Raw genomic sequence first — 21,046 nt, forward strand, 5'->3', positions numbered from 1 at the left:
CGCGTCGCTCGCCAGGGGTCGCAGTCCTAGAAGCTGTGCTCCTGCGCGGGGAAGGCCCCCGACCGCACCTCGGCGGCGTAGGTCGACGCCGCAGCGCGCAGCTGGTCGCCGACGTCGCCGAAACGCTTGACGAACTTGGCGGTGCGACCGCTGGTGAAACCGGCCATGTCCTGCCAGACGAGAACCTGGGCGTCGCACTCCGGACCGGCACCGATGCCGACGGTGGGGATCGTCAGCTTGCGCGTCACCTGGCCGGCGAGATCGGCGGGCACCATTTCCATGACGACGGCGAAGGCTCCGGCCTCCTGGACGGCGATGGCGTCGGCCACGAGCTGCTCGGACGCGTCGCCGCGGCCCTGCACGCGAAAACCACCGAGTCCGTTGACGCTCTGCGGGGTGAAGCCGATGTGCGCCATCACGGGGATACCGGCGGCGGTGATGGCGGCGATCTGCGGGGCGACACGCTCGCCGCCCTCGAGCTTGACCGCGTTGGCCTGGCCCTCGCGCATGAAGCGGACAGCGGTCTCGACGGCCTGCTGCGGAGAGATCTCGTAGGTGCCGAACGGCAGGTCGGCGACCACGAGTGCATTGGGGGCGCCGCGGACCACGCCGCGCACCAGGGGGATGAGCTCCGCGATGTCGATGTGCACCGTGGTGTCGTAGCCGTAGACGACGTTGGCGGCCGAGTCGCCCACGAGCAGGACGGGGATGCCGGCCTCCTCGAAGATGCGCGCGCTCGAGTAGTCGTAGGCGGTGAGCATGCTCCAGCGGTCGCCGGAGGCCTTCATCGCCTGCAGGTGGTGGGTGCGGGTCTTGCGGCCCGTGGGTGCGGATCCGTACAGCGGGGTCTCAGCAGCAGACATCGAGCGTCCCTTTCGTCCTCGAGGCCCGCTCGGCGGGTCCCCGGGTAGAGGTGATGACGCGTTCAGTCTGCCACCGCCGGGTTCCGCGGCACGAGTGCGCTTGGTCACACACCACGCCGTGCCACCATCGAGAGGTGTCCTCCCGTCGCGCGTCCGTCCGTCTCGCCGTCTCCCTCTCGGTTCTCGCGGTGCTGGCCGCGGCGTGCGGCTCCGATGTCGGCGGCACTCCCACCGACGACGAGGGTGGGTCCGTGCCCGTCACGACGACGGAGACGCGTGCCGATCAACCGTCGACGCTGGACGCGTTTCGGGCGCAGCGTGTCACGTGGGGATCGTGCGAGGGATTCGTGACCGACGGGTCCGAGCTGGACCCGAGCCTGCAGTGCGGCCGGGTGACCGTGCCGATCGACTACGACGATCCGGCCGGGCCCACCGCCTCACTGGCGCTGTCCCGGTCGGCGGCGACGGGGGAGAAGGTGGGCTCGATGCTCGTCAACCCCGGCGGACCCGGCGCGTCGGGCCTCTCGACTGCGACGGTGGCGCGGGGTACCGCCGTCGAATCGTCCTTCGACGTCATCGGATTCGACCCTCGGGGCATCGGTGCGTCGGTGCCGGCGGTGCGCTGCGACACTCCGCGGGAGTTCGACGCCGAGCGTGCGGACAACGACGTGGACACCTCGCCCGCCGGCATCACCGAGACCGAGAAGGAGAATCAGGACTACGCCGCGCGGTGCGCCGAGCGCAACGATCCGGTGTTGCTCGAACACCTCACGTCGGCCGACGTCGCGCGGGACATGGACGTCGTCCGGTCGGTGCTCGGCGACGATCAGCTGACGTATCTCGGATTTTCGTACGGGACGCGGCTGGGCTACACCTACGCCGAACTCTTCCCCGAGAACGTGCGCGCGATGGTGCTCGACGGCGCTCTCGACCCCGCTGCGAACGCGGCCGACGAGGTGGTCGCCCAGGGCGCAGGCTTCCAGTCGGTGTTCGACGCCTTCGCGGCCGACTGCGCGGGACGGTCCGACTGTCCACTCGGTACCGACCCGGCGGGAGACGTGGGTTCCTTCCGGGCCCTGGTCGATCCGTTGGTGGACCGGCCCGCGAGCACCGAGCTCACCGGGCCGGAGGGTGCCCGCTCGCTGAGCTACGACGACGCCGTGACCGGAGTGCAGCAGGCGCTCTACAGCACCGAACTGTGGGGACCGTTGCGGCGCGGTCTGACTCAGCTGGAGAACGGCCAGGGCGACATCCTGCTCTCGCTCGCCGATCTCTACAACGGGCGCCTGAGCGACGGCACGTACAGCAACACCAACGACGCGTTCACCGCCGTGCGGTGCGTCGACGATCCGCGGGTGACCGACCGGGCGGAGGAGGGCGCGCTCGACGCCCGGTTCCGCGCCGCCGCGCCGTTCCTGGACGACGGCCGGGGCAACGGCACCGCGCCGCTCGAGCCGTGCGCCTTCTGGCCGGTCCCCTCGGCAGCCGACCCGGGGCCGGTCTCGATACCGGGACTCGCACCGACCGTGGTGGTCTCGACCACCGACGATCCCGCCACCCCGTACGAGGCCGGGGTCGCTCTGGCCGCGCAGCTGGGCTCGTCGCTGATCACCTACGAGGGAAATCAGCACACCGCCTCGTTCGCCGGGATCGCCTGCATCGACGACGCCGTGTCCGCCTACCTCGTCGACCTGACGCCTCCACCAGCAGGTCTGCGCTGCTGAGCCGTGACCTCACAGTCGTCGCCACCGCGCTGTGAGGTCCAGAAAGTGCGACCGGTTTCACGATGTAACACGGATTTAATGCAACGTGCCTAGCCTGACGGTCATGGATCGCCAAAAGGAATTCGTGCTTCGCACTCTGGAGGAGCGCGACATCCGGTTCGTCCGTCTGTGGTTCACGGACGTGCTCGGCTACCTCAAGTCCGTGGCCATCGCTCCGGCCGAACTCGAGGGCGCGTTCGAGGAGGGCATCGGCTTCGACGGCTCGGCGATCGAGGGCTTCTCGCGAGTCTCCGAGGCCGACACCGTGGCCAAGCCCGACCCCACGACGTTCCAAATCCTGCCCTGGACCACCAGCAAGGGCGAGCAGCACTCCGCCCGCATGTTCTGCGACATCGCGATGCCCGACGGGTCGCCGTCCTGGGCCGATTCCCGGCACGTGCTGCGTCGCCAGCTCTCCAAGGCCGCAGACCTCGGATTCAGCTGCTACGTGCATCCCGAGATCGAGTTCTTCCTGTGCAAGGAACTGCCCGACGACGGTCGGCCCCCCGTCCCCGCGGACAACGGCGGCTACTTCGACCAGGCCGTCCACGACGAGGCGCCGAACTTCCGGCGTCACGCCATCGACGCCCTCGAGTCCATGGGCATCTCGGTGGAGTTCAGCCACCACGAGGCCGCGCCGGGTCAGCAGGAGATCGACCTGCGCTACGCCGACGCCCTGTCCATGGCCGACAACGTGATGACCTTCCGCTACCTCGTCAAGGAGGTCGCGATCGACGAGGGCGTGCGTGCGACGTTCATGCCCAAGCCGTTCAGCGATCAGGCCGGCTCGGCCATGCACACGCACATGAGTCTGTTCGAGGGCGAGACCAACGCCTTCCACAACCCGGACGACCCCATGCAGTTGTCCGAGACCGGCAAGGCCTTCATCGCGGGCATCCTCGAGCACGCCAACGAGATCAGCGCGGTCACCAACCAGTGGGTCAACTCCTACAAGCGTCTGATCCACGGCGGCGAGGCCCCCACGGCGGCGTCCTGGGGTCCGTCGAATCGCTCTGCGCTGGTACGCGTTCCGATGTACACGCCGAACAAGGCGTCGTCTCGCCGCGTCGAGATCCGCAGCCCCGACTCGGCGTGCAACCCGTACCTCACCTTCGCCGTGCTGCTCGCGGCCGGACTGCGCGGTGTGGAGAAGGGGTACACGCTGCCGCCCGAGGCCGAGGAGGACGTGTGGTCGTTGACCTCCGCCGAACGCCGCGCCATGGGCTACCGGGAGCTGCCCAGCAGCCTCAACGAGGCGCTCGCCGCCATGGAGGGCTCCGAGCTGGTGGCCGAGGCGCTCGGCGAGCACGTCTTCGACTACTTCCTGCGCAACAAGCGTCGTGAGTGGGAGTCGTACCGTTCGCACGTGACGCCATTCGAGCTCAAGACCTACCTGGGTCTGTAGCGACTGCGCGATTGTCGACTGGACGGGGCTGTCGAGTAACGTCGACACGCCATGAACATGTCGGAATGCACCACCGTCCCGAGATTCGTCGACCCGCGGTTCGTCCACCCGACGTTCGCTGACGCCGACCCGGCGGTCGACTCGTACACCGTGGTGGAGGCTCGCCCGTGATTCCGCCCAGTTCCCGTTCCACCGTGCCCAGCCCCGGACGGCTCGGTCTCGTCGAGGCGTCGGCCCCGGCGAACCTGTCGCTGCTGGGCTGGACCGACGAGGACAGCACCGAGCTGCTGTGGTCGCTGTCGCGCTCGCCCGACGCCGATCTCGCGCTGCGCACCCTCGCGCGCCTCGCCGAGGATCTCGGTGACAACTGGTCCGACCTCGACGCCCGCCTGCGCACCGACAAGAGTCTGCGCGGCCGCATGTTCGCTCTCGCCGGATCGTCCAGCGCTCTCGGTGACCACCTGGTGTCCGAGCCGGAGAAGTGGCGCCTGCTCACCACCTGCACGGAGTCGTTGCCCACGGCCGACGAGCTGCGCGACTCGATGCTCGCGAGCGTCGGTGCCGTCGCGGAGACGGGCGACGACGCCCTCGGTCAGGTGTTCCGGGCCGAGCTGACCGGACCCAAGGCCATCATCGCGCTGCGTACGGCGTACCGCGACCACCTCATGATCCTGGCCGCCGCCGATCTCGCGGCGACCGTGGAGAACGAGCCCGTCGTGCCCTACGAGGTGGTCGGTCGTCAGCTGTCCGATCTCGCGGACGCGGCGCTCACCGCGGCACTGTCGGTGGCCGTCACCGTCACGTTCCCCGACGGGCCCTGCTCGGTCCGACTCGCGGTCATCGCGATGGGCAAGTGCGGTGCGCAGGAACTGAACTACGTGAGCGACGTCGATGTCGTCTTCGTCGCCGAACCCTCCAACTCCCTCGCCACCCGCATGGCCGGCGAGATGATGCGCATCGGCTCGTCCGCCTTCTTCGAGGTCGACGCCGCACTGCGTCCCGAGGGCAAGCAGGGCGAACTGGTCCGCACTCTCGACTCGCACCTGGCGTACTACCAGCGGTGGGCGAAGACCTGGGAGTTCCAGGCGTTGCTCAAGGCGCGCGCCATGACCGGTGACGCCGAGCTGGGCCAGGCCTACGTCGACGCGGTGACGCCGATGGTGTGGGTGGCCAGTGAGCGCGAGGACTTCGTCCCCGAGGTGCAGGCGATGCGCCGCCGCGTCGAGGAGATGGTGCCGGCCGAGCTGCGCGAGCGCGAGATCAAGCTGGGGCGCGGCAGCCTGCGTGACGTCGAGTTCGCCGTCCAGCTGCTGCAACTCGTGCACGGACGAGCCGACGACTCCCTCCACGAACGCGGTACCGTCGCCGCGCTGTCCGCTCTCGCCACCGGCGGCTACATCGGGCGTGACGACGCGGCCAACCTCACCGCGTCCTACGAGTTCCTCCGCCTCATCGAGCACCGGCTGCAGCTGCAGAAGCTGCAGCGCACGCACCTCCTGCCGCCGGACGACGACGACGAGGCGATGCGCTGGCTCGCCCGCGCCGCCCACATGCGTCCCGACGGCAACCACGACGCGACCGGCGTTCTGCGCCAGGAGATCCGTCGCAACGCGCAGCGGATCCGGCGGTTGCACGCTCGGCTGTTCTATCGCCCTCTGCTCGAATCGGTGGCCCGGCTGGACAGCGACTCGCTGCGCCTCAGTTCGGATTCCGCGATCCGGCAGCTCTCGGCGCTCGGCTACTCGGCTCCACAGAACGCGCTCGGACACCTGAGCGCACTCGTCGGCATGGGTGCGCGCAAGGGTCGCATCCAGTCGCTGCTGCTGCCGACGCTGCTCGAATGGCTGGGCGACACACCGGATCCCGACGCGGGCCTGCTGGCCTACCGACGGCTGTCGGAGGAGGTCGCCGAGCAGTCCTGGTTCCTGCGGCTGGTCCGCGACGAGGGCCCGGTGGCGCAGCGCCTGATGCAGGTGCTCGGGTCGTCGGAGTACCTGCGCGGTGTGTTGGTCAACGCGCCGGAGGTCATCCGGCTCTTCGCCGACGGATCGACCGGCCCCAAACTGCTCGACGTCGATCCCACCGAGACGTACGGCGCCATCCTGAAGTCCTCTGCGCGCTACGACGATCCGGTACGCGCGGTCGCGGCGGCGCGGTCCCTGCGTCGCTACGAACTGGCGCGGGTCGCCTCGGCGGACATCCTCGGACTGCTCGAGGTCCCCGAGGTGTGCCGGGCGCTGTCCTCGGTGTGGGCAGCGGTCATCAACGCCGCCCTGGACGCGGCGGTCCGTGCGTCCGTCGCCGAGCGCGGCGGCACCGCTCCCGCGTCGATCGCCATCATCGGCATGGGTCGACTCGGTGGTGGTGAATTGGGCTACGGGTCCGACGCCGACGTGTTGTTCGTGTGCGAGCCGGCCGAGGGCGCCGACGACAGCGACGCCGTCAAGTGGGCCAACGCCATCGCCGATCGTGTCCGCAAGCTCCTGGGTTCGCCGAGCCAGGACCCGCCGCTGGAGGTGGACACCGGACTGCGTCCCGAGGGGCGCAACGGGCCTGTCGTGCGCACACTCTCGGCCTACGACGCGTACTACTCGCAGTGGGCGCAGCCGTGGGAGGTGCAGGCCCTGCTCCGCGCCCACCAGGTCGCCGGCGATCAGGACCTGGGAATCCGGTTCCTGCTCATGGCCGACCGCATCCGGTACCCCGAGGGCGGAGTCTCCGAGGACGCCGTCCGCGAGATCCGGCGCATCAAGGCCCGGGTCGACGCGGAGCGACTGCCCAAGGGAGCCGACCCGAAGACGCACACCAAGCTGGGGCGCGGGGGACTGGCCGACGTCGAGTGGACCGTGCAGTTGCTGCAACTGCGTCACGCCCACCGCATTCCGGCGCTGCACAACACGTCGACCCTGGAGTGCCTCGACGCGATCGGCGCCGCGGAGCTCATGAGCCCCGGCGACGTCGACCTCCTGCGCCAGGCGTGGCTCACGGCCACGAAGGCCCGTAACGCGCTGGTCCTGGTGCGCGGCAAGCCGACCGATCAGTTGCCGGCTCCCGGCAAGGTGCTGTCGGCCGTCGCGCAGGTGGCCGGCTGGCCCAGTGGCGACGCGGGGGAGTTCCTCGACAACTACCTGCGCGTCACCCGTCGGGCCAAGGCCGTGGTGGAACGCGCGTTCGGTTCCTGACCCGTACCGGTTCTGCACAGAGAACGACCCCGCTCGGCCGACTGTGCCGGGCGGGGTCGTCTTCTGTGCAGTATGTGTACCTCGGTGTCAGTCGGCCCCGGCGGTGACGAAACCCTGCTGCACCATCCAGTCACGCGCCACCTCGGCGGGTTCCCGGCCGTCGACGTCGACCTGCTTGTTCAGCTCGGTGATGGCGTCGATGGTGAGCGCCGCGGACACCGGCGCGGTGATCTCCGCGATCTCCGGGTAGCGGTCGGCGATCTCCTGACGCAGGTTCACCGTCGCGTTGTAGCGCGGGAAGAACAGCTTGTCGTCCTCGACGACCACCAGGTCGAGGCCCTTGATGCGGCCGTCGGTGGTGAACACCTCGCCGAACTTGCACTGCGAGCCGTCCGCCGTCGCCTGGTAGATGATGCCCGTCTGCAGGATCTGGCGGTTCACCGCGTTCGCGTCGAAGCCGTACGCCGCCGCCATGCCGGGGAAACCGTCCTGGCGGGAGTTGAACTCGGTCTCCACGCACACCGCCGCGGCGGCGGAATCACGCTGCACCAGGGCGGCGTAGTCGGACAGCGTCTTCACGCCGGTCTCCTGCGCCGTCTGCTGGTTCATCGCGAGTGCGTACGTGTTGTCCATCGGAGCCGGGTTGACCCAGACGATGCCGTTCGCCTTGTCCGCGTCGCGCACCGCGTCGTACTGCTCTGTCGCGTCGGGAATGGGAGTCTCGTTGCCGAGGTAGTTGATCCAGCCGGTGCCGGTGTACTCGTAGGTGACGTCGACCTGGCCGCTGATCATGGCCTGCCGCGTGCTGTTGGATCCCGAGATGTTGGTCAGGTCGCGGACGTTCGCCCCCGCCGCCTCGAGCGCGAACTCCAGGATGTAGCCGAGGATGATCTGCTCGGTGAAGTCCTTGGAACCGACGGTGAGCTCGGCACCTTCGAGACCCGGCTGCGCCGTGATGCTTCCGGGTTCGACGGCCAGGGGCACCGCGCTGCCGGACTGCAGCCCGCAGCTGGTGAGGGCGAGGGTGGAGACCGCGCACAGTGCGATCAGGGTACGGCGCATCAGCGCAGTCCTTTCGGTCCGAGGAAGGCCTCGGCGAGAGCGCCCAACCAGTCGACGAGCAACGCCAACGCCACCGCGAGCACGGCGCCCACGACGAGGATGAGCGGCTGATTGAGCTTGTACCCGGTGTCGATGAGCACGCCGAGGCCGCCGGCGCCGACGAGGAAGCTCAGCGTGGCGGTACCGACCGCCAGCACGAGAGAGGTGCGCAGGCCGGCGAGGATGTACGGCACCGCGAGTGGGAACTCGATGCGCCACAGGATGCCGGAGCCCGACATGCCCTGTCCGCGTGCGGCATCGATGTAACTGGCGTCCACCTGCTGGAACCCCAGCATGGTGTTCCGCAGCACCGGCAGCAGCGAGTAGAACGCGATGGGCAGGACACCGACCCAGAACCCGGTGCTGCCGGTCGCGAGGAACAACAGCACGAGCAGGCCGACGGCAGGTGCTGCTTGACCGATGTTCGCGATACCGATGAAGACGGGAGCGAGCCGTCGATAGCCGTTGCGAGTGAGGATGATTCCGAGGGGCACCGCGATCAGCACGACGAGTGCCGTCACGACGAACGTGATCAGGACGTGCTCGAGAACGCGCTGGGAGATCGTGGCGACGTTGATCGTCGCCGCCTGCGTCGCCGTGAGATCACGCGTGAGGGCGTAGACCAGCGTGACCACCACGAGGACGAGAACCAGTGCGGGCTGGACGACCAGACGGATCCGTTCGGCTCGCCGCGCTGCCCTGGCCGCGGACTTCGCATCGCCCTCTGCGTCGGCGGGATCGTCGACGACGGACGCCTCGACCGACGCCGTCACGACGACGCGCCCGAGACGGACGCCGCGCCCGCGTCGACCACGTCGTCGTGGTCGTGCGCGTGCTGCGAACGGATGGTCTTGATGGTGTCGATCAGTGCCTCGATGGTGACGGTGCCGACGTACTCGCCGCGCTTGCCCGTCACGGTCGCCGTCGCGTTGCCCTCGGCGAGCAGGGCCTCGAGCGCGTCCTGCAGCGTGGACTGGATCGACACGAGCTCACCGATCGGCACACCGACGTCGCGGAGGCTGCCCACGCCGGCGAGGTGACGACGGTCGGTCCACCGGATGGGCCGCTTCCGGGAGTCGAGGATGAGACCCCACGCCTCCGGATCGGTGCCGAGCGCCCGGTTCATCGTCTCGACCGGCTCGTCCTCACCGAAGGCGGGAACATCGCTGAGCTCGATGTCGCGCACACGCATGAGGGTGAGCTGCTTGAGAGCCGCACCGGCGCCGACGAAGCCGGCCACCGTCTCGTCGGCGGGATTGGCCAGCACGGCCTCGGGGGTGTCGTACTGCAGGATGCGGGACTGGTTGCCCAGGACGGCGATCCGGTCGCCCAGCTTGACGGCCTCGTCGAAGTCGTGTGTCACGAAGACGATCGTCTTGCCCAGCTCGGCCTGCAGGCGCATCAGCTCGTCCTGCAGGAGGCCGCGGGTGATGGGGTCGACGGCACCGAACGGCTCGTCCATCAACAGCACCGGGGGGTCGGCCGCCAGAGCGCGGGCCACACCCACGCGCTGCTGCTGCCCACCGGAGAGCTGGCGCGGGTAGCGCTCGCGGTACTGGCCCGGATCGAGTCCGACCAGATCGAGCATCTCGTCGGTGCGGTCGGAGATCTTCTTCTTGTTCCACCCGATGAGCCCGGGGACCATGCCGACGTTCTGCGCGATCGTCATGTGCGGGAACAGGCCGGCCTGCTGGATCGAGTAGCCGATGGTGCGCCGCAGCTCGTTCGGATCGATGGACAGCGCGTCCTTGCCGCCGATCGTGATCCGGCCGGACGTGGGCTCGATGAGGCGGTTGATCATCCGCATCGTCGTCGTCTTGCCGCAGCCCGACGGTCCCACCAACACGACGACCTCACCCGCGGGGATGGTGAGCGACACGTGGTCGACCGCGGCGGACTTCTGGTTGGGGTAGGACTTCGTCACGTCCTCGAGGACGATCTCTGCTCCGGTGGTGGTGCGAGTCGTGTCAGTCACGGATACCCCTCGAGGTGGTGAGTTTGCCGATCAGGACGTAGATCCCGTCGAGGATCAGCGCCAGGATGACGATCAGGACGGTGCCGGTGAGGGCCTGGGGAACTGCGGTGGGGCTGCCGACGCGGGCGAGGCCGGAGAACAGGAGATTGCCGAGGCCGGGGCCCTTGGCGTACGCGGCGATGGCGAGAATGCCCATCGCCATCTGGGTGCTGACGCGCATCCCCGTGAGAATCGACGGCCACGCGAGAGGAATCTCGATGCGACGCAACACGGTGGCTCGGCTCATGCCGATACCGCGTGCCGCATCGCTGACCGCCGGATTCACCGCGTCGAGTCCGACCACCGTGTTCCGGATGATCGGCAGCAACGAGTACAGCACCAGCGCGGTGACGGTCGGCTTGACGCCGAGACCGAGAATGGGAATCAGCAGTCCCAGCAGCGCGAACGACGGGATGGTGAGCACCGTGCTCGCGAGAGCGGTGGCGACGGCGGAGCCGGCGGGACTGCGGTAGACGAGGACTCCGATGGCGACACCCAGGATGGTTGCGATGACGACACACTGGACGACGGCGGAGACGTGAAGATAGGAATCGATCGCGAGCTGCCTTCGGCGGCCGACGATGAAGTCCCACAGAGCATCCATCAGGTGCAGATCCTTCGCTCGGCAACAGGAGAGACGCGACTGTGGTGGTGCCACGACGTCCGGCGGCCGGGTGGATCGTCACCCGGAACACAGCGGACACCCGTGTCTACCCCGAAAGTTCGGAGTTCAATCCAGCTTTCGGTCGAGTCGTGTCCGCATCGTTCCCGAATCGTCCCGGAAACGACGCGAGCCCGCGCCGGACAGGGTCCGGAGCGGGCTCGACGTGGTGGAGCGTGACTCAGCAGTCGTAGTACAGCTGGAACTCGTACGGATGCGGACGGAGGTTCACCGGCGCGATCTCGTTCTCACGCTTGAGCGAGATCCAGGTCTCGATCAGGTCGGTGGTGAAGACGCCACCGGCGGTGAGGTACTCGTGGTCGGCCTCGAGGCGGTCGATCACGGCAGGCAGCGAGGTGGGTGCCTGCGGGATGTTCTTCGCTTCCTCGGGCGGGAGCTCGTAGAGGTCCTTGTCGACGGGAGCGAGTGGCTCGATCTTGTTCTTGATGCCGTCCAGGCCGGCCATCATCTGCGCGGCGAACGACAGGTACGGGTTACCGGACGCGTCGGGCGCGCGGAACTCGAGACGCTTGGCCTTCGGGTTGTTGCCCGTGGTGGGGATACGGACGGCGGCCGAGCGGTTACGGCCCGAGTACACCAGGTTGATGGGGGCCTCGTAGCCCGGCACCAGGCGGTGGTACGAGTTGATCGTCGGGTTCGTGAACGCCAGCAGCGACGGCGCGTGGTGCAGGATGCCGCCGATGTAGTGACGAGCGAGATCTGACAGACCCGCGTAGCCCTTCTCGTCGTAGAAGAGCGGCTTGCCGTCCTTCCAGAGCGACTGGTGGACGTGCATGCCCGAGCCGTTGTCACCGAAGAGCGGCTTCGGCATGAAGGTCGCGGACTTGCCGTGCTGCCAGCAGGTGTTCTTGACGATGTACTTGAACAGCTGCAGGTCGTCGGCTGCACGCAGCATGGTGTTGAACTTGTAGTTGATCTCCTGCTGACCGCCGGTGCCGACCTCGTGGTGGCCGCGCTCGAGCTCGAAGCCCGCGTTCTGCAGGTTGGTGGAGATGGCGTCGCGGATGTCGACGTAGTGGTCGTACGGCGCGACGGGGAAGTAGCCGCCCTTCGGGCGGACCTTGTAGCCGAGGTTGGGGGACCCGTCGGCCTCGGTCTCGGCGCCGGTGTTCCAGGCGCCGGAGCTCGAGTCGAGCTCGTAGAACGCGCCGTTCATCTGGGAGTCGTAGCGCACCGAGTCGAAGATGTAGAACTCGGCCTCGGGACCGAAGAACGCGGTGTCGGCGATGCCGGTGCTGGCGAGGTACTCCTCGGCCTTGCGCGCGACGTTGCGGGGGTCGCGGCTGTAGGACTCGCGGGTGTACGGATCGTGGACGAAGAAGTCCATGTTCAGCGTCTTGGCGTGACGGAACGGGTCGATCTGAGCGGTGCCGTAGTCGGGCAGCAGCATCATGTCCGACTCGTGGATCGACTGGAAGCCACGCACGGACGAGCCATCGAACGCGAGACCGTCTTCGAGGGTGTCCTTGGTGAACGCCTTCGCCGCGATCGAGAAGTGCTGCTGGATACCCGGGAGATCGGTGAAACGGATGTCGACGTACTCGACGCTCTCGTCCGCTATGTACTTGATGACCTCTTCGGCCGTGGTGAAATCCACGCTGGAACTCCTTCTTGTCGAGTGCTGGTCCGCGACGTCTGTGTGAGTGCGGCAGCTGCGCCACGCCGACGGTAGGGAAGTGGTGTTGCCTCACCGTCAAGTCCGTGTTTCGTCGGTGTTACGCGTCCCGTCGTCGCAGCTGGTGGCCGGTGGGAAGACCCTCCCGCCGGGGCGACACCTATCCTGGAGCAATGGCCCCGCACTCACACCAGTATGGAGAACACTCATGGCACGGATGACCGGATCGTGGCTCTCGGGCCCCGCCGCCGCGCTGCCCGACGGTGACCACGAGCAGCAGGCCTACCAGGGCGAGTACCTGGGACTTCCCAAGGTGGGGCCGGGTTCGCTCGCGCCGACACCGAGGCGTGTCGCGGCGTTGGCCATCGACTGGCTGATGTCGATGGGTGTGTCCGCGCTGTTCCTCGGCGGCAGCGTCGCCGGGGGCAACCTGTCGACCCTGACCCTGGGAGTGTGGTTCCTGCTCGGATTCGTGTCCGTGAGCTTGTTCTCCTTCACGCCCGGTCAGTTCTGCATGGGCATGCAGGTGGCGCGCATCGACGCTCCGGGCCGCGTGGGAGTCGTGCGCGCGCTGGTGCGTCAGGTCTTCATCGCCTTCGTGGTGCCCGCCGTCATCACCGACATCGACAGCCGCGGCATGCACGACCGCGCGACGGGCACCGCACTCCTCATGTCCCGATAGTGGGGCCGGAGGCCACTAGCGACGCTTGATGGTGCGCTGCACACCCTTCATCTTCGCGCCGCCCGGCATCGGTCCCTTGGGGAGTGCCGGGCCACCGCGGGCGCCCAGCGCCGAGAGCCGTGACTCGATGGTCTCCATGCGCTTGCTGTCGATGTTCTTCGGCAGCTTGGTCAGGTACTTCTGCAGCTGCGAGAGCGGCACCTGGCCCTCGTCGTTGCCGACGACGACGTCGTAGATCGGGGTGTCGCCGACGAGGCGTGCGGTCTTCTTCTTCTCCTGCGCCAGCAGTGCCTTCACGCGCTGCGGTGCGCCCTCGGCCACCAGGATGACGCCGGGACGACCGATGACGCGGTGCACGGCGTCCAGCTGCGTGGTGCCGGCGATGGCGGTCTTGACACGCCACCCGCCCTGCAGGTTGTCCAGTGCCCACGCGGCGGCGCCGGCCTGGCCCTCGGCCTTGCCGTACACCGACTTCTGCACGCGGCGACCGAAGATCACGAACGCGATGAGCACACCGATGAGGAGCCCGAACGGCAGCAGGAGCCACTCGATCCCGAAGATCAGCCCGATCAGGAAGAACAGCACCGCCATACCGACGACCGATCCGATCATCAGCGGCAGGAGGAGCTTGTCCTCCTTGCGCTGCATCTGGAAGGCCTGCCACAACTGGGAGCGCCGTTCCTTCGAGGCCTGCTTGCGTGCTGCCTTCGCCGCGGCCTTCGCCTCTTTCGAGGCCTTGCCCTTGCCTGCTGTACCGCCGTTCGCCATGGCTCCCAGGATAGGCGCAGACGCAGCGCGGCCCGCCATCCGGTAGGACGGCGGGCCGCGTGGTGTCGCTGGGGGTGTGGGGTCAGCGGGCTGCCAGGCGCGCCATCAGCGAGCTGGCTTCCTGGGACGCCTCGCCGCCGTGCTCGAGGTGGGACATGTTCTCGGAGATCGCACGGCCGTGGTGAGCCATGGCCTGCGCGTAGAGGCGACCCGCGCGGTACGAGGAGCGGACCAGGGGACCGGCGAGGACGCCGGCGTAGCCCATGGCCTCGGCGGCCTTGGAGTGCTCGACGAATTCCTCCGGCTTGGCCCACCGGTCGACCGGATGGTGCCGCGGCGACGGGCGCAGGTACTGGGTGATGGTGAGGATGTCGCAGCCGGCGTCGTGCAGGTCCTGCATCGCCTGCGTGACTTCCTCGTAGGTCTCGCCCATGCCCAGGATCAGGTTCGACTTGGTCACCAGGCCGGCGTCGCGCGCCGCGGTGATGACGTCGAGGCTGCGCTGGTAGCGGAATGCGGGACGGATGCGCTTGAAGATGCGCGGCACCGTCTCCACGTTGTGCGCGAGCACCTCGGGGCGCGAGGAGAAGACCTCGGCCAGCTGGTCCGGGTCGGCGTTGAAGTCGGGGATCAGCAGCTCGACACCGGTGTTGGGGTTGAGGCGCTTGATCTCACGGACGGTCTCGGCGTACAGCCAGGCGCCGCCGTCCTCGAGATCGTCGCGGGCGACACCCGTGATGGTGGAGTAGCGCAGACCCATCGCCTGCACCGACTCGGCCACGCGGCGCGGCTCGTCCCGATCGAGGTCGGCAGGTTTGCCGGTGTCGATCTGGCAGAAGTCGCAGCGACGGGTGCACTGCTCACCGCCGATGAGGAACGTGGCTTCGCGGTCTTCCCAGCATTCGTAGATGTTGGGACACCCGGCCTCTTCGCACACCGTGTGCAGTCCCTCGCGCTTGACGAGTCCCTTGAGTTCGGAGTACTCGGGGCCCATCTTCGCGCGGGTCTTGATCCACGACGGTTTGCGTTCGATCGGGGTCTCCGCGTTTCGGATCTCGAGGCGGAGAAGCTTGCGTCCGTTCGGAGCTTGTGCAGGAGAGTTCTCGGGTGCGACGGTCACCGCATCGATGCTACTCGCGGGGGGTCATCCGCCGAAGTTCACCGTGGTGAAGCGTGGCGTGGGTGCGACGGGCGTTCTGTCCAGATCGTGCACCGCCAACGGCAGGGCACCGTCGAGTGCGTCCAGGATGCGCTGCGTGACCGCCGGAGTGACCTCGTCGACGGTCACGTCGCGGCCGAGTTCGTCCGACAGTGTGGTGACGCCGGCGTCCGCGATACCGCACGGAACGATGGTGCCGAAGCCCTCCAGGGACGCATTGCAGTTCAGGGCGAAGCCGTGCAGAGCCACACCCCGCTGCACGCGGACCCCGATGGCAGCCACCTTGCGTTCGGGCTGCCATCCCGGACCAGAATCTCGGGCTCCGCGCACCTCGCCGGCCGCGAGCCAGACGCCGGAACGGCCGTCGATACGCCCGACCTCGAGGCCCAGATCGGTGCACACGGCGATGAGTGCTTCCTCGATCAGCCGGACGTACCGAACGACGTCGACGGGCTCCGCGAGCCGCACGATGGGATAGCCGACCAGCTGCCCGGGACCGTGCCAGGTGATCTTGCCGCCACGGTCGACGTCGATGACGGGGGTGCCGTCGCGCGGCCGATCCTCGGGAGCCGTACGCCGACCCGCGGTGAAGACGGCGGGATGCTCGAGAAGCAGCAACTCGTCGGCGCCGACGTTCTCGGCACGACGGCCGGCGACCTCGCGCTGGATCTCGAGAGCGTCGAGGTAGTCGATCGTGCCGAGCGAACGCACGAGCATCGGCCGGGAGTCGGCGCGGGCGGAGCGGGTGATCATGACATCGAAGAGTACGCCGCCGGGTCAGCCGACGGTGTCCGCGAGCGCCTCTCCGATGGTGTTGTGCTCGAACGTGAATCCGTGCTTCTCGAGCACCGCGGGGATGGCTCGCGGATTGTGCAGGATGGCCTCGTTCGCGAACTCGCCAATGATCGCGGAGATCGCGAACCCGGGCACCATCCACGGTGCCGGGCGATGCACCGCTCGCGACATGGCGCTGTTGAACTGGGCGTTGGTCACCGGTGCGGGCCCTTGGAGGTTGACCGGTCCGGTGATGTCCTGATTCTCGAGGGTGAAGACGATCGCCCGGACCTCGTCCGTCAGTGAGATCCACGGGAAGTACTGGCGGCCGCTGCCGAGCCGACCGCCCAGCGCGAAGAGGTACAGCGGGCGGAGCTTGCCCATCATGCCGCCGTGCCGGGACAGGACGGCAGCGCTGCGCAGGAACACCACCCGGACGCCGTTCGAGGCCGCGAAGGACGTGGCGTCCTCCCAGTCGCGACACACCTCGGCGAGGAAGCCCGTACCGACCGGCGCCGTCTCGTCGACCACGGTGTCGCCGGTGTCACCGTAGAAGTTGATGCCGCTGGCGTTGACGAGCGTCGGCACCTTCGCCTCGACGACGGCGCGGGAGATCACCTCTGTGGGGACGATGCGACTGTCGCGGACGGCCTGCTTGTACGCGCCGGTCCACCGCTTGTCACCGATCCCGACACCGCACAGGTTCACCACGGCGTCGGCGCCCTTCAGCGCCTCCGGGTCGAGCGATCCGGCGGTGGGATCCCAGCCGATCTCGTCCGGTCCCGCGGGTGCACGGCGGACGAGGCGGAAGACGTCGTGCCCTCCGCTGCGCAACGCCGCCACGAGCGACGTGCCGATGAGTCCGGACGAACCTGCGATGACGATGCGCACGAGTGACTGCCTCCTGGGACGGCGACGGGGGCACCCACTGCACGGTGTGCAGCGAGTGCCCCCTCGTTCGACAGGTCACAGATTCCCGGAGGTCGGGGCTGCGAAGTGTCGGGGACTTCCGAGATTACCGAAGAAGCGTCAGAGGCCGAGGTCGGCTTCGAACGCGCCCTCCTCGAGGCGGTGCTTGATGGTGGTCAGGAAGCGACCCGCATCGGCGCCGTCGACGAGACGGTGGTCGTAGGTGAGCGGCAGGAACGCCATGGAGCGGACACCGATGGACTCGCTGCCCGAGGCGTCGGTCACCACGACCGGGCGCTTGACGATGGCCCCGGTGCCCAACATGGCGGCCTGCGGCGGAACCAGGATCGGCGTGTCGAACAGGGCGCCCTGGCTGCCGATGTTGGTGATGGTGAACGTGCCACCGGACAGCTCGTCCGGCTTGAGGCCGTTCGACCGTGCCCGTGCCGCGATGTCCGCGATGGCGCGTGCGATGCCGGCCAGCGACAGGTCGCCCGCGTTGTGGATGACGGGGGAGAGGAGGCCCTGCTCGGTGTCCACCGCGATGCCCAGGTGCTCGGCGTCGTGGTACGTGATCTCCTTCTTCTCCTCGTCGATGCTCGCGTTCACGTTGGGGTGAACCTTGAGCGCCTCGACGACGGCCTTCGCGAAGAACGGCAGGAACGTCAGGTTGACGCCCTCGCGCTCCTTGAACGTGGCCTTGGCGCGGGTGCGCAGTGCTGCCACCTTGGTCAGGTCGACCTCGAACACCTGCGTGAGCTGCGCCGACGTCTGCAGCGACTCGCGGGTCTTCTTGGCGGTGATCTGCCGGATGCGGTTGATCTTCTGCGTCGAACCGCGCAGGTGCGCGAGTTCGGGCCGCACGCCGGCAGTGGACGGTGCCGAGGGCGTGGCGGACGCGGCGGGAGCTGCGGCAGCCGGAGCGGCCTTCTCCTCGGCCGGTGCCTTCTTCGCCTCTGCGGCGGCGAGGACGTCCTGCTTGCGGATGCGCCCACCCACGCCGGTTCCCGACACGGAGTTCAGGTCGACGTCGTTCTCCTGCGCGAGCTTGCGCACCAGGGGAGTGACGTACGGGCTGGAACCGCTTGCGTTCGAGTCACCTGCAGGCGCCTCGGACTCGGACTTCGAGGAGTTCTCGGACTTGCTCTCGGACTTCGGCTCCGGCGTGTAGACCTCGCCGGCGGGCTCGGGGTCGGCCTGCTTGGCGGGCTTCTCGGCGGGCTTCGCTTCGGCCTTGGGTTCCGGCTTCTTCTCGGGCTCCGGCTCGGGCTCGGGCTCGGGCTCCTTCTTCGCGGGAGCACCGGAACCGATGACGGCGAGCTGGCCGCCGACCTCGACGGTGTCGTCCTCCTCGGCGCTGATCTCGAGCAGGGTGCCGGCGACCGGGGACGGGATCTCGGTGTCGACCTTGTCGGTGGAGACCTCGAGGAGCGGCTCGTCCACGGCGACCTCGTCGCCGACGGCCTTGAGCCACCGGGTGACGGTGCCCTCCGTGACGGACTCGCCCAGTTCGGGCATCGTGACGGGAGTGCCGTCGCCGCCACCGGTGGAACCGCTGCTCGCACCGCCGTCGTCGTCGCTGTCGGGTGCGGGCGCGTCGGCCTCGCTCTCGCCCTCGACGGACGCCTGCTCGGCGGCGTCGGACGGGCCTGCGTCGGCTTCGTCGCTGCTCGAGTCGTCGCCGTCGGACGGCGCCTCGTCCGCGTCACCGATGACACCGAGCTCACCGCCGATCTCGACGGTGTCGTCCTCCTGCGCGACGATCTTGGTCAGGACACCCGCTGCCGGAGACGGAATCTCCGTGTCCACCTTGTCGGTGGAGACTTCGAGCAAGGGTTCGTCGACTTCGACCGTGTCCCCCTCCTGTTTCAGCCACCGTGTGACAGTCCCCTCGGTGACGCTTTCACCGAGAGCTGGCATCTGGACGGAGAAGGTCATGTCTGTTGACTCCTCGACAAGTTGTAGTACGGGTGTAGCGGCTCGTGGTCGCTAGCGGGTGTGGTGTCTAGCCGGTCGCGGTACGTGGACCATTGTGGCCGCGTCGCACCGTTCTCGCGGCGAGTTGTGCCGGTAACGGGTGACGCGCACCGTGAGATGGTTCACGCGATGCCCGATCATCCTGTCACTTCGTGAGACGGTTCGCGCTCGGTGGGGTCGGCGTGCCGTCCGGATGATGGTGTGGACCGGATTGAGTGCATTTCGTGCACGCGAGAGTCGCGTGCACTGCTCGGCGGATGGAGGAGACACCGTGGGACTGTTCGACAGATTCAAGCGCCCGAGTCGATCCCGAGGCGGAGCGTCGTCGTCCGACAGAGCGCATCTCGCCGACTGGACGGCCGCCCGCATCGGCGTCGAGGCCTACGTCGAACCGGAGACGACGGTCACTCCGATCACCGTGGTGCTGGTCGCGAACGACGGTGAGTGGACCCGCCGCGCGGTGGGCGGCGAGAAGGGCGCGCGCAAGCTGGGCGAGGACCTGAAGATCCCGGTCTACGACGTGCGCAAGACCGGGTATCCGCAGCGGATGCGGGACCACGACGCCCGACAGAAGATCATCCGGAGGCGCGAGCAGGGAGCCTGAGCTCCCCGCTCGCGCGAGCGGGTCAGCCCTGCTCGGCGATGTCCTCGAGCACCGAGATCATGGTACGCACCGGGACACCGGTGCCGCCCTTGCTCGTGTAGCCGTGCGGCCCGCCGGTGTTGAAGGCCGGCCCGGCCACGTCGATGTGCGCCCACTGGACGCCCTCGGCGACGAACTCCTTCAGGTAGAGCCCGGCCGCGAGCATGCCGCCCCACCGGTGGTTGGTGACGTTGGCGAGGTCGGCGACGCGGGAGTCGAGATCGGGTCGCAGTTCGGCCGGCAGCGGCATCGCCCAGGCGTTCTCGCCGATGCGCTGCGAGATGGCGGCGACGCGGTCGCGGAACACCTCGGTGCCCATGACACCCGGGGTGCGTGTGCCGAGGGCGACCATCTGCGCTCCGGTGAGGGTCGCGGTGTCGATGAGATAGTCCGGCTCGTCCTCGCAGGCGCGCACGATGGCGTCGGCGAGAATGAGGCGGCCCTCGGCGTCGGTGTTGATGACCTCGACCGTGGTGCCGCCGTACTGGGTCAGCACGTCGCCGGGACGCTGCGCCGTGGACGACGGCATGTTCTCGGCCATCGGCACCGTCGCGGTGACGTCGATCGGCAGCTTCAACTTGGCCGCCAGCACCACCGTCGCGACGACGGCGGCCGCGCCGGCCATGTCCGAGGTCATGTTCTCCATGCCCGCCGCGGGCTTGATGGAGATGCCGCCGGTGTCGAACGTGATGCCCTTGCCGACGAGAGCGACGGTGGGGGACTTCTTCTTTCCGCCGGACCAGGACAGCCGGACCAGACGCGGCGGGCGGGACGAGCCCTTGCCGACGCCGACGATGCCGCCGTAGCCCCCGCGCTCGAGTGCCTTCTCGTCGAGCACCTGCACGGTGAGGCCGGCCTCGGTCCCGAGGGCACGGGCGCGCTCGGCGAACTCGGCCGGGAAGAGGTGGCTCGGGGGCGTGTTGACGAGGTCACGCGCGGTGGCGACCGCCTCGGCGACGGCCTCGGAGCGCGCGAGTTCGGCGCGAGCCTGCTTGTCGCGCGGCGATCCGACGAGCAGATCCACCCGGGTGATCGGTGTCGCGTCGTCCTTGGGCGCCGACTTCTGCTTGTACTCGCTGAACTGGTAGGCGCCGAGGTAGAGGCCCTCCGCGGCGGCGGCGAGGCCGACGGCGGACAGGGTCGTCGCGACGTGGCCGATGCCGGTGAGCGCGCGCGCCGCCGATCCGGCCGCACGACGCAGCACGTCGTCGGTGCGCTCGGCGGCGGTGCCCAGACCGACGGCGAGAACGCTGGCGGCGGGCAGGGACGAGGGTGCGGGAACGCGGGTGACCTGATCGGCCCGGCCGGTGGCGCCGAGGGCCGTGACCGCGGCGAGGACGTCTGCGGCGGCGTTCCCGAGGAAGTCCTCGCCGACGATGCGGACACCGTCGTCGGTCTTCTCGAGTCCGACGACGACGACCTCGACGGCCTTGTCGATGGTTCCGGCGAGGACCAGTTCGGGTCCGAGTGTGCGCTGCGACTGACTGCTCACGTGCTGCTGCTCCTGAT

17 protein-coding genes are annotated in these 21,046 nt (G+C 68.6%); 5 read left to right on the forward strand and 12 right to left on the reverse strand.

The features are described 5' to 3' along the window. Window positions 1-26 precede the first annotated feature (26 nt). Window positions 27-863 (reverse strand): 3-methyl-2-oxobutanoate hydroxymethyltransferase, encoded by an 837-nt coding sequence (gene panB, locus OG947_RS18865; protein ID WP_027505787.1) that lies wholly within the window; start codon window positions 861-863, stop codon window positions 27-29. 134 nt (window positions 864-997) lie between these two features. Between panB and OG947_RS18870 the strand changes: the two genes are divergently transcribed. From OG947_RS18870 to OG947_RS18880, 3 genes are all read left to right on the forward strand, one after another. Further along, complete coding sequence (locus tag OG947_RS18870; RefSeq protein ID WP_328812621.1) at window positions 998-2,587, forward strand: alpha/beta hydrolase; 1,590 nt, start codon at window positions 998-1,000, stop codon at window positions 2,585-2,587. A gap of 103 nt (window positions 2,588-2,690) precedes the next feature. Continuing rightward, entirely contained in the window at window positions 2,691-4,031 is a 1,341-nt protein-coding gene (gene glnA / locus OG947_RS18875; protein WP_027505789.1) for a type I glutamate--ammonia ligase, read from the forward strand. A 167-nt stretch (window positions 4,032-4,198) separates the two neighbouring features. Next, window positions 4,199-7,213: a bifunctional [glutamine synthetase] adenylyltransferase/[glutamine synthetase]-adenylyl-L-tyrosine phosphorylase gene (locus OG947_RS18880; RefSeq protein ID WP_056445676.1), complete on the forward strand. Its 3,015-nt coding sequence runs from the start codon at window positions 4,199-4,201 to the stop codon at window positions 7,211-7,213. An 87-nt stretch (window positions 7,214-7,300) separates the two neighbouring features. On the opposite strand, the gene OG947_RS18885 is transcribed toward OG947_RS18880, so the two are convergent. The 5 genes from OG947_RS18885 to glnA (OG947_RS18905) form a co-directional block, all read right to left on the reverse strand. Continuing rightward, a complete protein-coding gene (locus OG947_RS18885) occupies window positions 7,301-8,275 on the reverse strand; it encodes a glycine betaine ABC transporter substrate-binding protein (RefSeq protein WP_328812623.1) in 975 nt (324 codons plus the stop codon). Continuing rightward, complete coding sequence (locus OG947_RS18890) at window positions 8,275-9,087, reverse strand: ABC transporter permease (RefSeq protein WP_027505792.1); 813 nt, start codon at window positions 9,085-9,087, stop codon at window positions 8,275-8,277. Before OG947_RS18890 ends, OG947_RS18885 begins: the two co-directional genes overlap by 1 nt. Beyond that, complete coding sequence (locus tag OG947_RS18895) at window positions 9,084-10,289, reverse strand: ABC transporter ATP-binding protein (RefSeq protein WP_328812624.1); 1,206 nt, start codon at window positions 10,287-10,289, stop codon at window positions 9,084-9,086. Before OG947_RS18895 ends, OG947_RS18890 begins: the two co-directional genes overlap by 4 nt. After that, window positions 10,282-10,932 carry an ABC transporter permease gene (locus OG947_RS18900; protein WP_027505793.1) on the reverse strand — a complete coding sequence of 217 codons (651 nt, stop codon included), beginning with the start codon at window positions 10,930-10,932 and terminating at the stop codon, window positions 10,282-10,284. The genes OG947_RS18895 and OG947_RS18900 overlap by 8 nt, the downstream gene beginning before the upstream one ends. Window positions 10,933-11,170: 238 nt before the next feature. Then, complete coding sequence (gene glnA, locus OG947_RS18905) at window positions 11,171-12,607, reverse strand: type I glutamate--ammonia ligase (RefSeq protein ID WP_027505794.1); 1,437 nt, start codon at window positions 12,605-12,607, stop codon at window positions 11,171-11,173. A 226-nt stretch (window positions 12,608-12,833) separates the two neighbouring features. On the opposite strand from glnA (OG947_RS18905), the gene OG947_RS18910 reads away from it, so the two are divergent. Then, window positions 12,834-13,307, forward strand: coding sequence for an RDD family protein (locus OG947_RS18910; protein ID WP_027505795.1), 474 nt, complete (start codon window positions 12,834-12,836; stop codon window positions 13,305-13,307). A 15-nt stretch (window positions 13,308-13,322) separates the two neighbouring features. Here OG947_RS18910 and OG947_RS18915 read toward each other — a convergent pair whose 3' ends face one another. From OG947_RS18915 to sucB, 5 genes are all read right to left on the reverse strand, one after another. Further along, on the reverse strand, window positions 13,323-14,075 hold the full coding sequence (locus OG947_RS18915; RefSeq protein ID WP_056445665.1) for a DUF4191 domain-containing protein: 753 nt from the start codon (window positions 14,073-14,075) through the stop codon (window positions 13,323-13,325). An 82-nt stretch (window positions 14,076-14,157) separates the two neighbouring features. Further along, the gene (gene lipA / locus OG947_RS18920) at window positions 14,158-15,195 is read right to left on the reverse strand and encodes a lipoyl synthase (protein ID WP_027505797.1); all 1,038 of its coding nucleotides are present in this window, start codon (window positions 15,193-15,195) and stop codon (window positions 14,158-14,160) included. A gap of 24 nt (window positions 15,196-15,219) precedes the next feature. After that, entirely contained in the window at window positions 15,220-15,987 is a 768-nt protein-coding gene (gene lipB, locus OG947_RS18925) for a lipoyl(octanoyl) transferase LipB (protein ID WP_328812625.1), read from the reverse strand. A 24-nt stretch (window positions 15,988-16,011) separates the two neighbouring features. Further along, on the reverse strand, window positions 16,012-16,899 hold the full coding sequence (locus OG947_RS18930) for a TIGR01777 family oxidoreductase (RefSeq protein ID WP_056445658.1): 888 nt from the start codon (window positions 16,897-16,899) through the stop codon (window positions 16,012-16,014). A 138-nt stretch (window positions 16,900-17,037) separates the two neighbouring features. Continuing rightward, a complete protein-coding gene (gene sucB, locus OG947_RS18935) occupies window positions 17,038-18,855 on the reverse strand; it encodes a 2-oxoglutarate dehydrogenase, E2 component, dihydrolipoamide succinyltransferase (RefSeq protein WP_328812626.1) in 1,818 nt (605 codons plus the stop codon). Window positions 18,856-19,165: 310 nt separating this feature from the next. Between sucB and OG947_RS18940 the strand changes: the two genes are divergently transcribed. Beyond that, window positions 19,166-19,498 carry a hypothetical protein gene (locus OG947_RS18940; RefSeq protein WP_027505801.1) on the forward strand — a complete coding sequence of 111 codons (333 nt, stop codon included), beginning with the start codon at window positions 19,166-19,168 and terminating at the stop codon, window positions 19,496-19,498. A 22-nt stretch (window positions 19,499-19,520) separates the two neighbouring features. Here OG947_RS18940 and OG947_RS18945 read toward each other — a convergent pair whose 3' ends face one another. Beyond that, complete coding sequence (locus OG947_RS18945) at window positions 19,521-21,029, reverse strand: leucyl aminopeptidase (RefSeq protein WP_222630518.1); 1,509 nt, start codon at window positions 21,027-21,029, stop codon at window positions 19,521-19,523. Between the last annotated feature and the right edge of the window lie 17 nt (window positions 21,030-21,046).

Source organism: Rhodococcus sp. NBC_00297, from assembly GCF_036173065.1.
GTDB lineage: Bacteria > Actinomycetota > Actinomycetes > Mycobacteriales > Mycobacteriaceae > Rhodococcoides.

Bases quoted from the DNA above. Each gene is read 5' to 3' on its own strand.
- panB (WP_027505787.1), bottom strand. From the start codon at position 863: ATGTCTGCTGCTGAGACCCCGCTGTACGGATCCGCACCCACGGGCCGC.
- glnA (WP_027505789.1), top strand. From the start codon at position 2,691: ATGGATCGCCAAAAGGAATTCGTGCTTCGCACTCTGGAGGAGCGCGAC.
- OG947_RS18885 (WP_328812623.1), bottom strand. From the start codon at position 8,275: ATGCGCCGTACCCTGATCGCACTGTGCGCGGTCTCCACCCTCGCCCTC.
- OG947_RS18900 (WP_027505793.1), bottom strand. From the start codon at position 10,932: ATGGATGCTCTGTGGGACTTCATCGTCGGCCGCCGAAGGCAGCTCGCG.
- OG947_RS18910 (WP_027505795.1), top strand. From the start codon at position 12,834: ATGGCACGGATGACCGGATCGTGGCTCTCGGGCCCCGCCGCCGCGCTG.
- OG947_RS18915 (WP_056445665.1), bottom strand. From the start codon at position 14,075: ATGGCGAACGGCGGTACAGCAGGCAAGGGCAAGGCCTCGAAAGAGGCG.
- lipB (WP_328812625.1), bottom strand. From the start codon at position 15,987: ATGATCACCCGCTCCGCCCGCGCCGACTCCCGGCCGATGCTCGTGCGT.
- sucB (WP_328812626.1), bottom strand. From the start codon at position 18,855: ATGACCTTCTCCGTCCAGATGCCAGCTCTCGGTGAAAGCGTCACCGAG.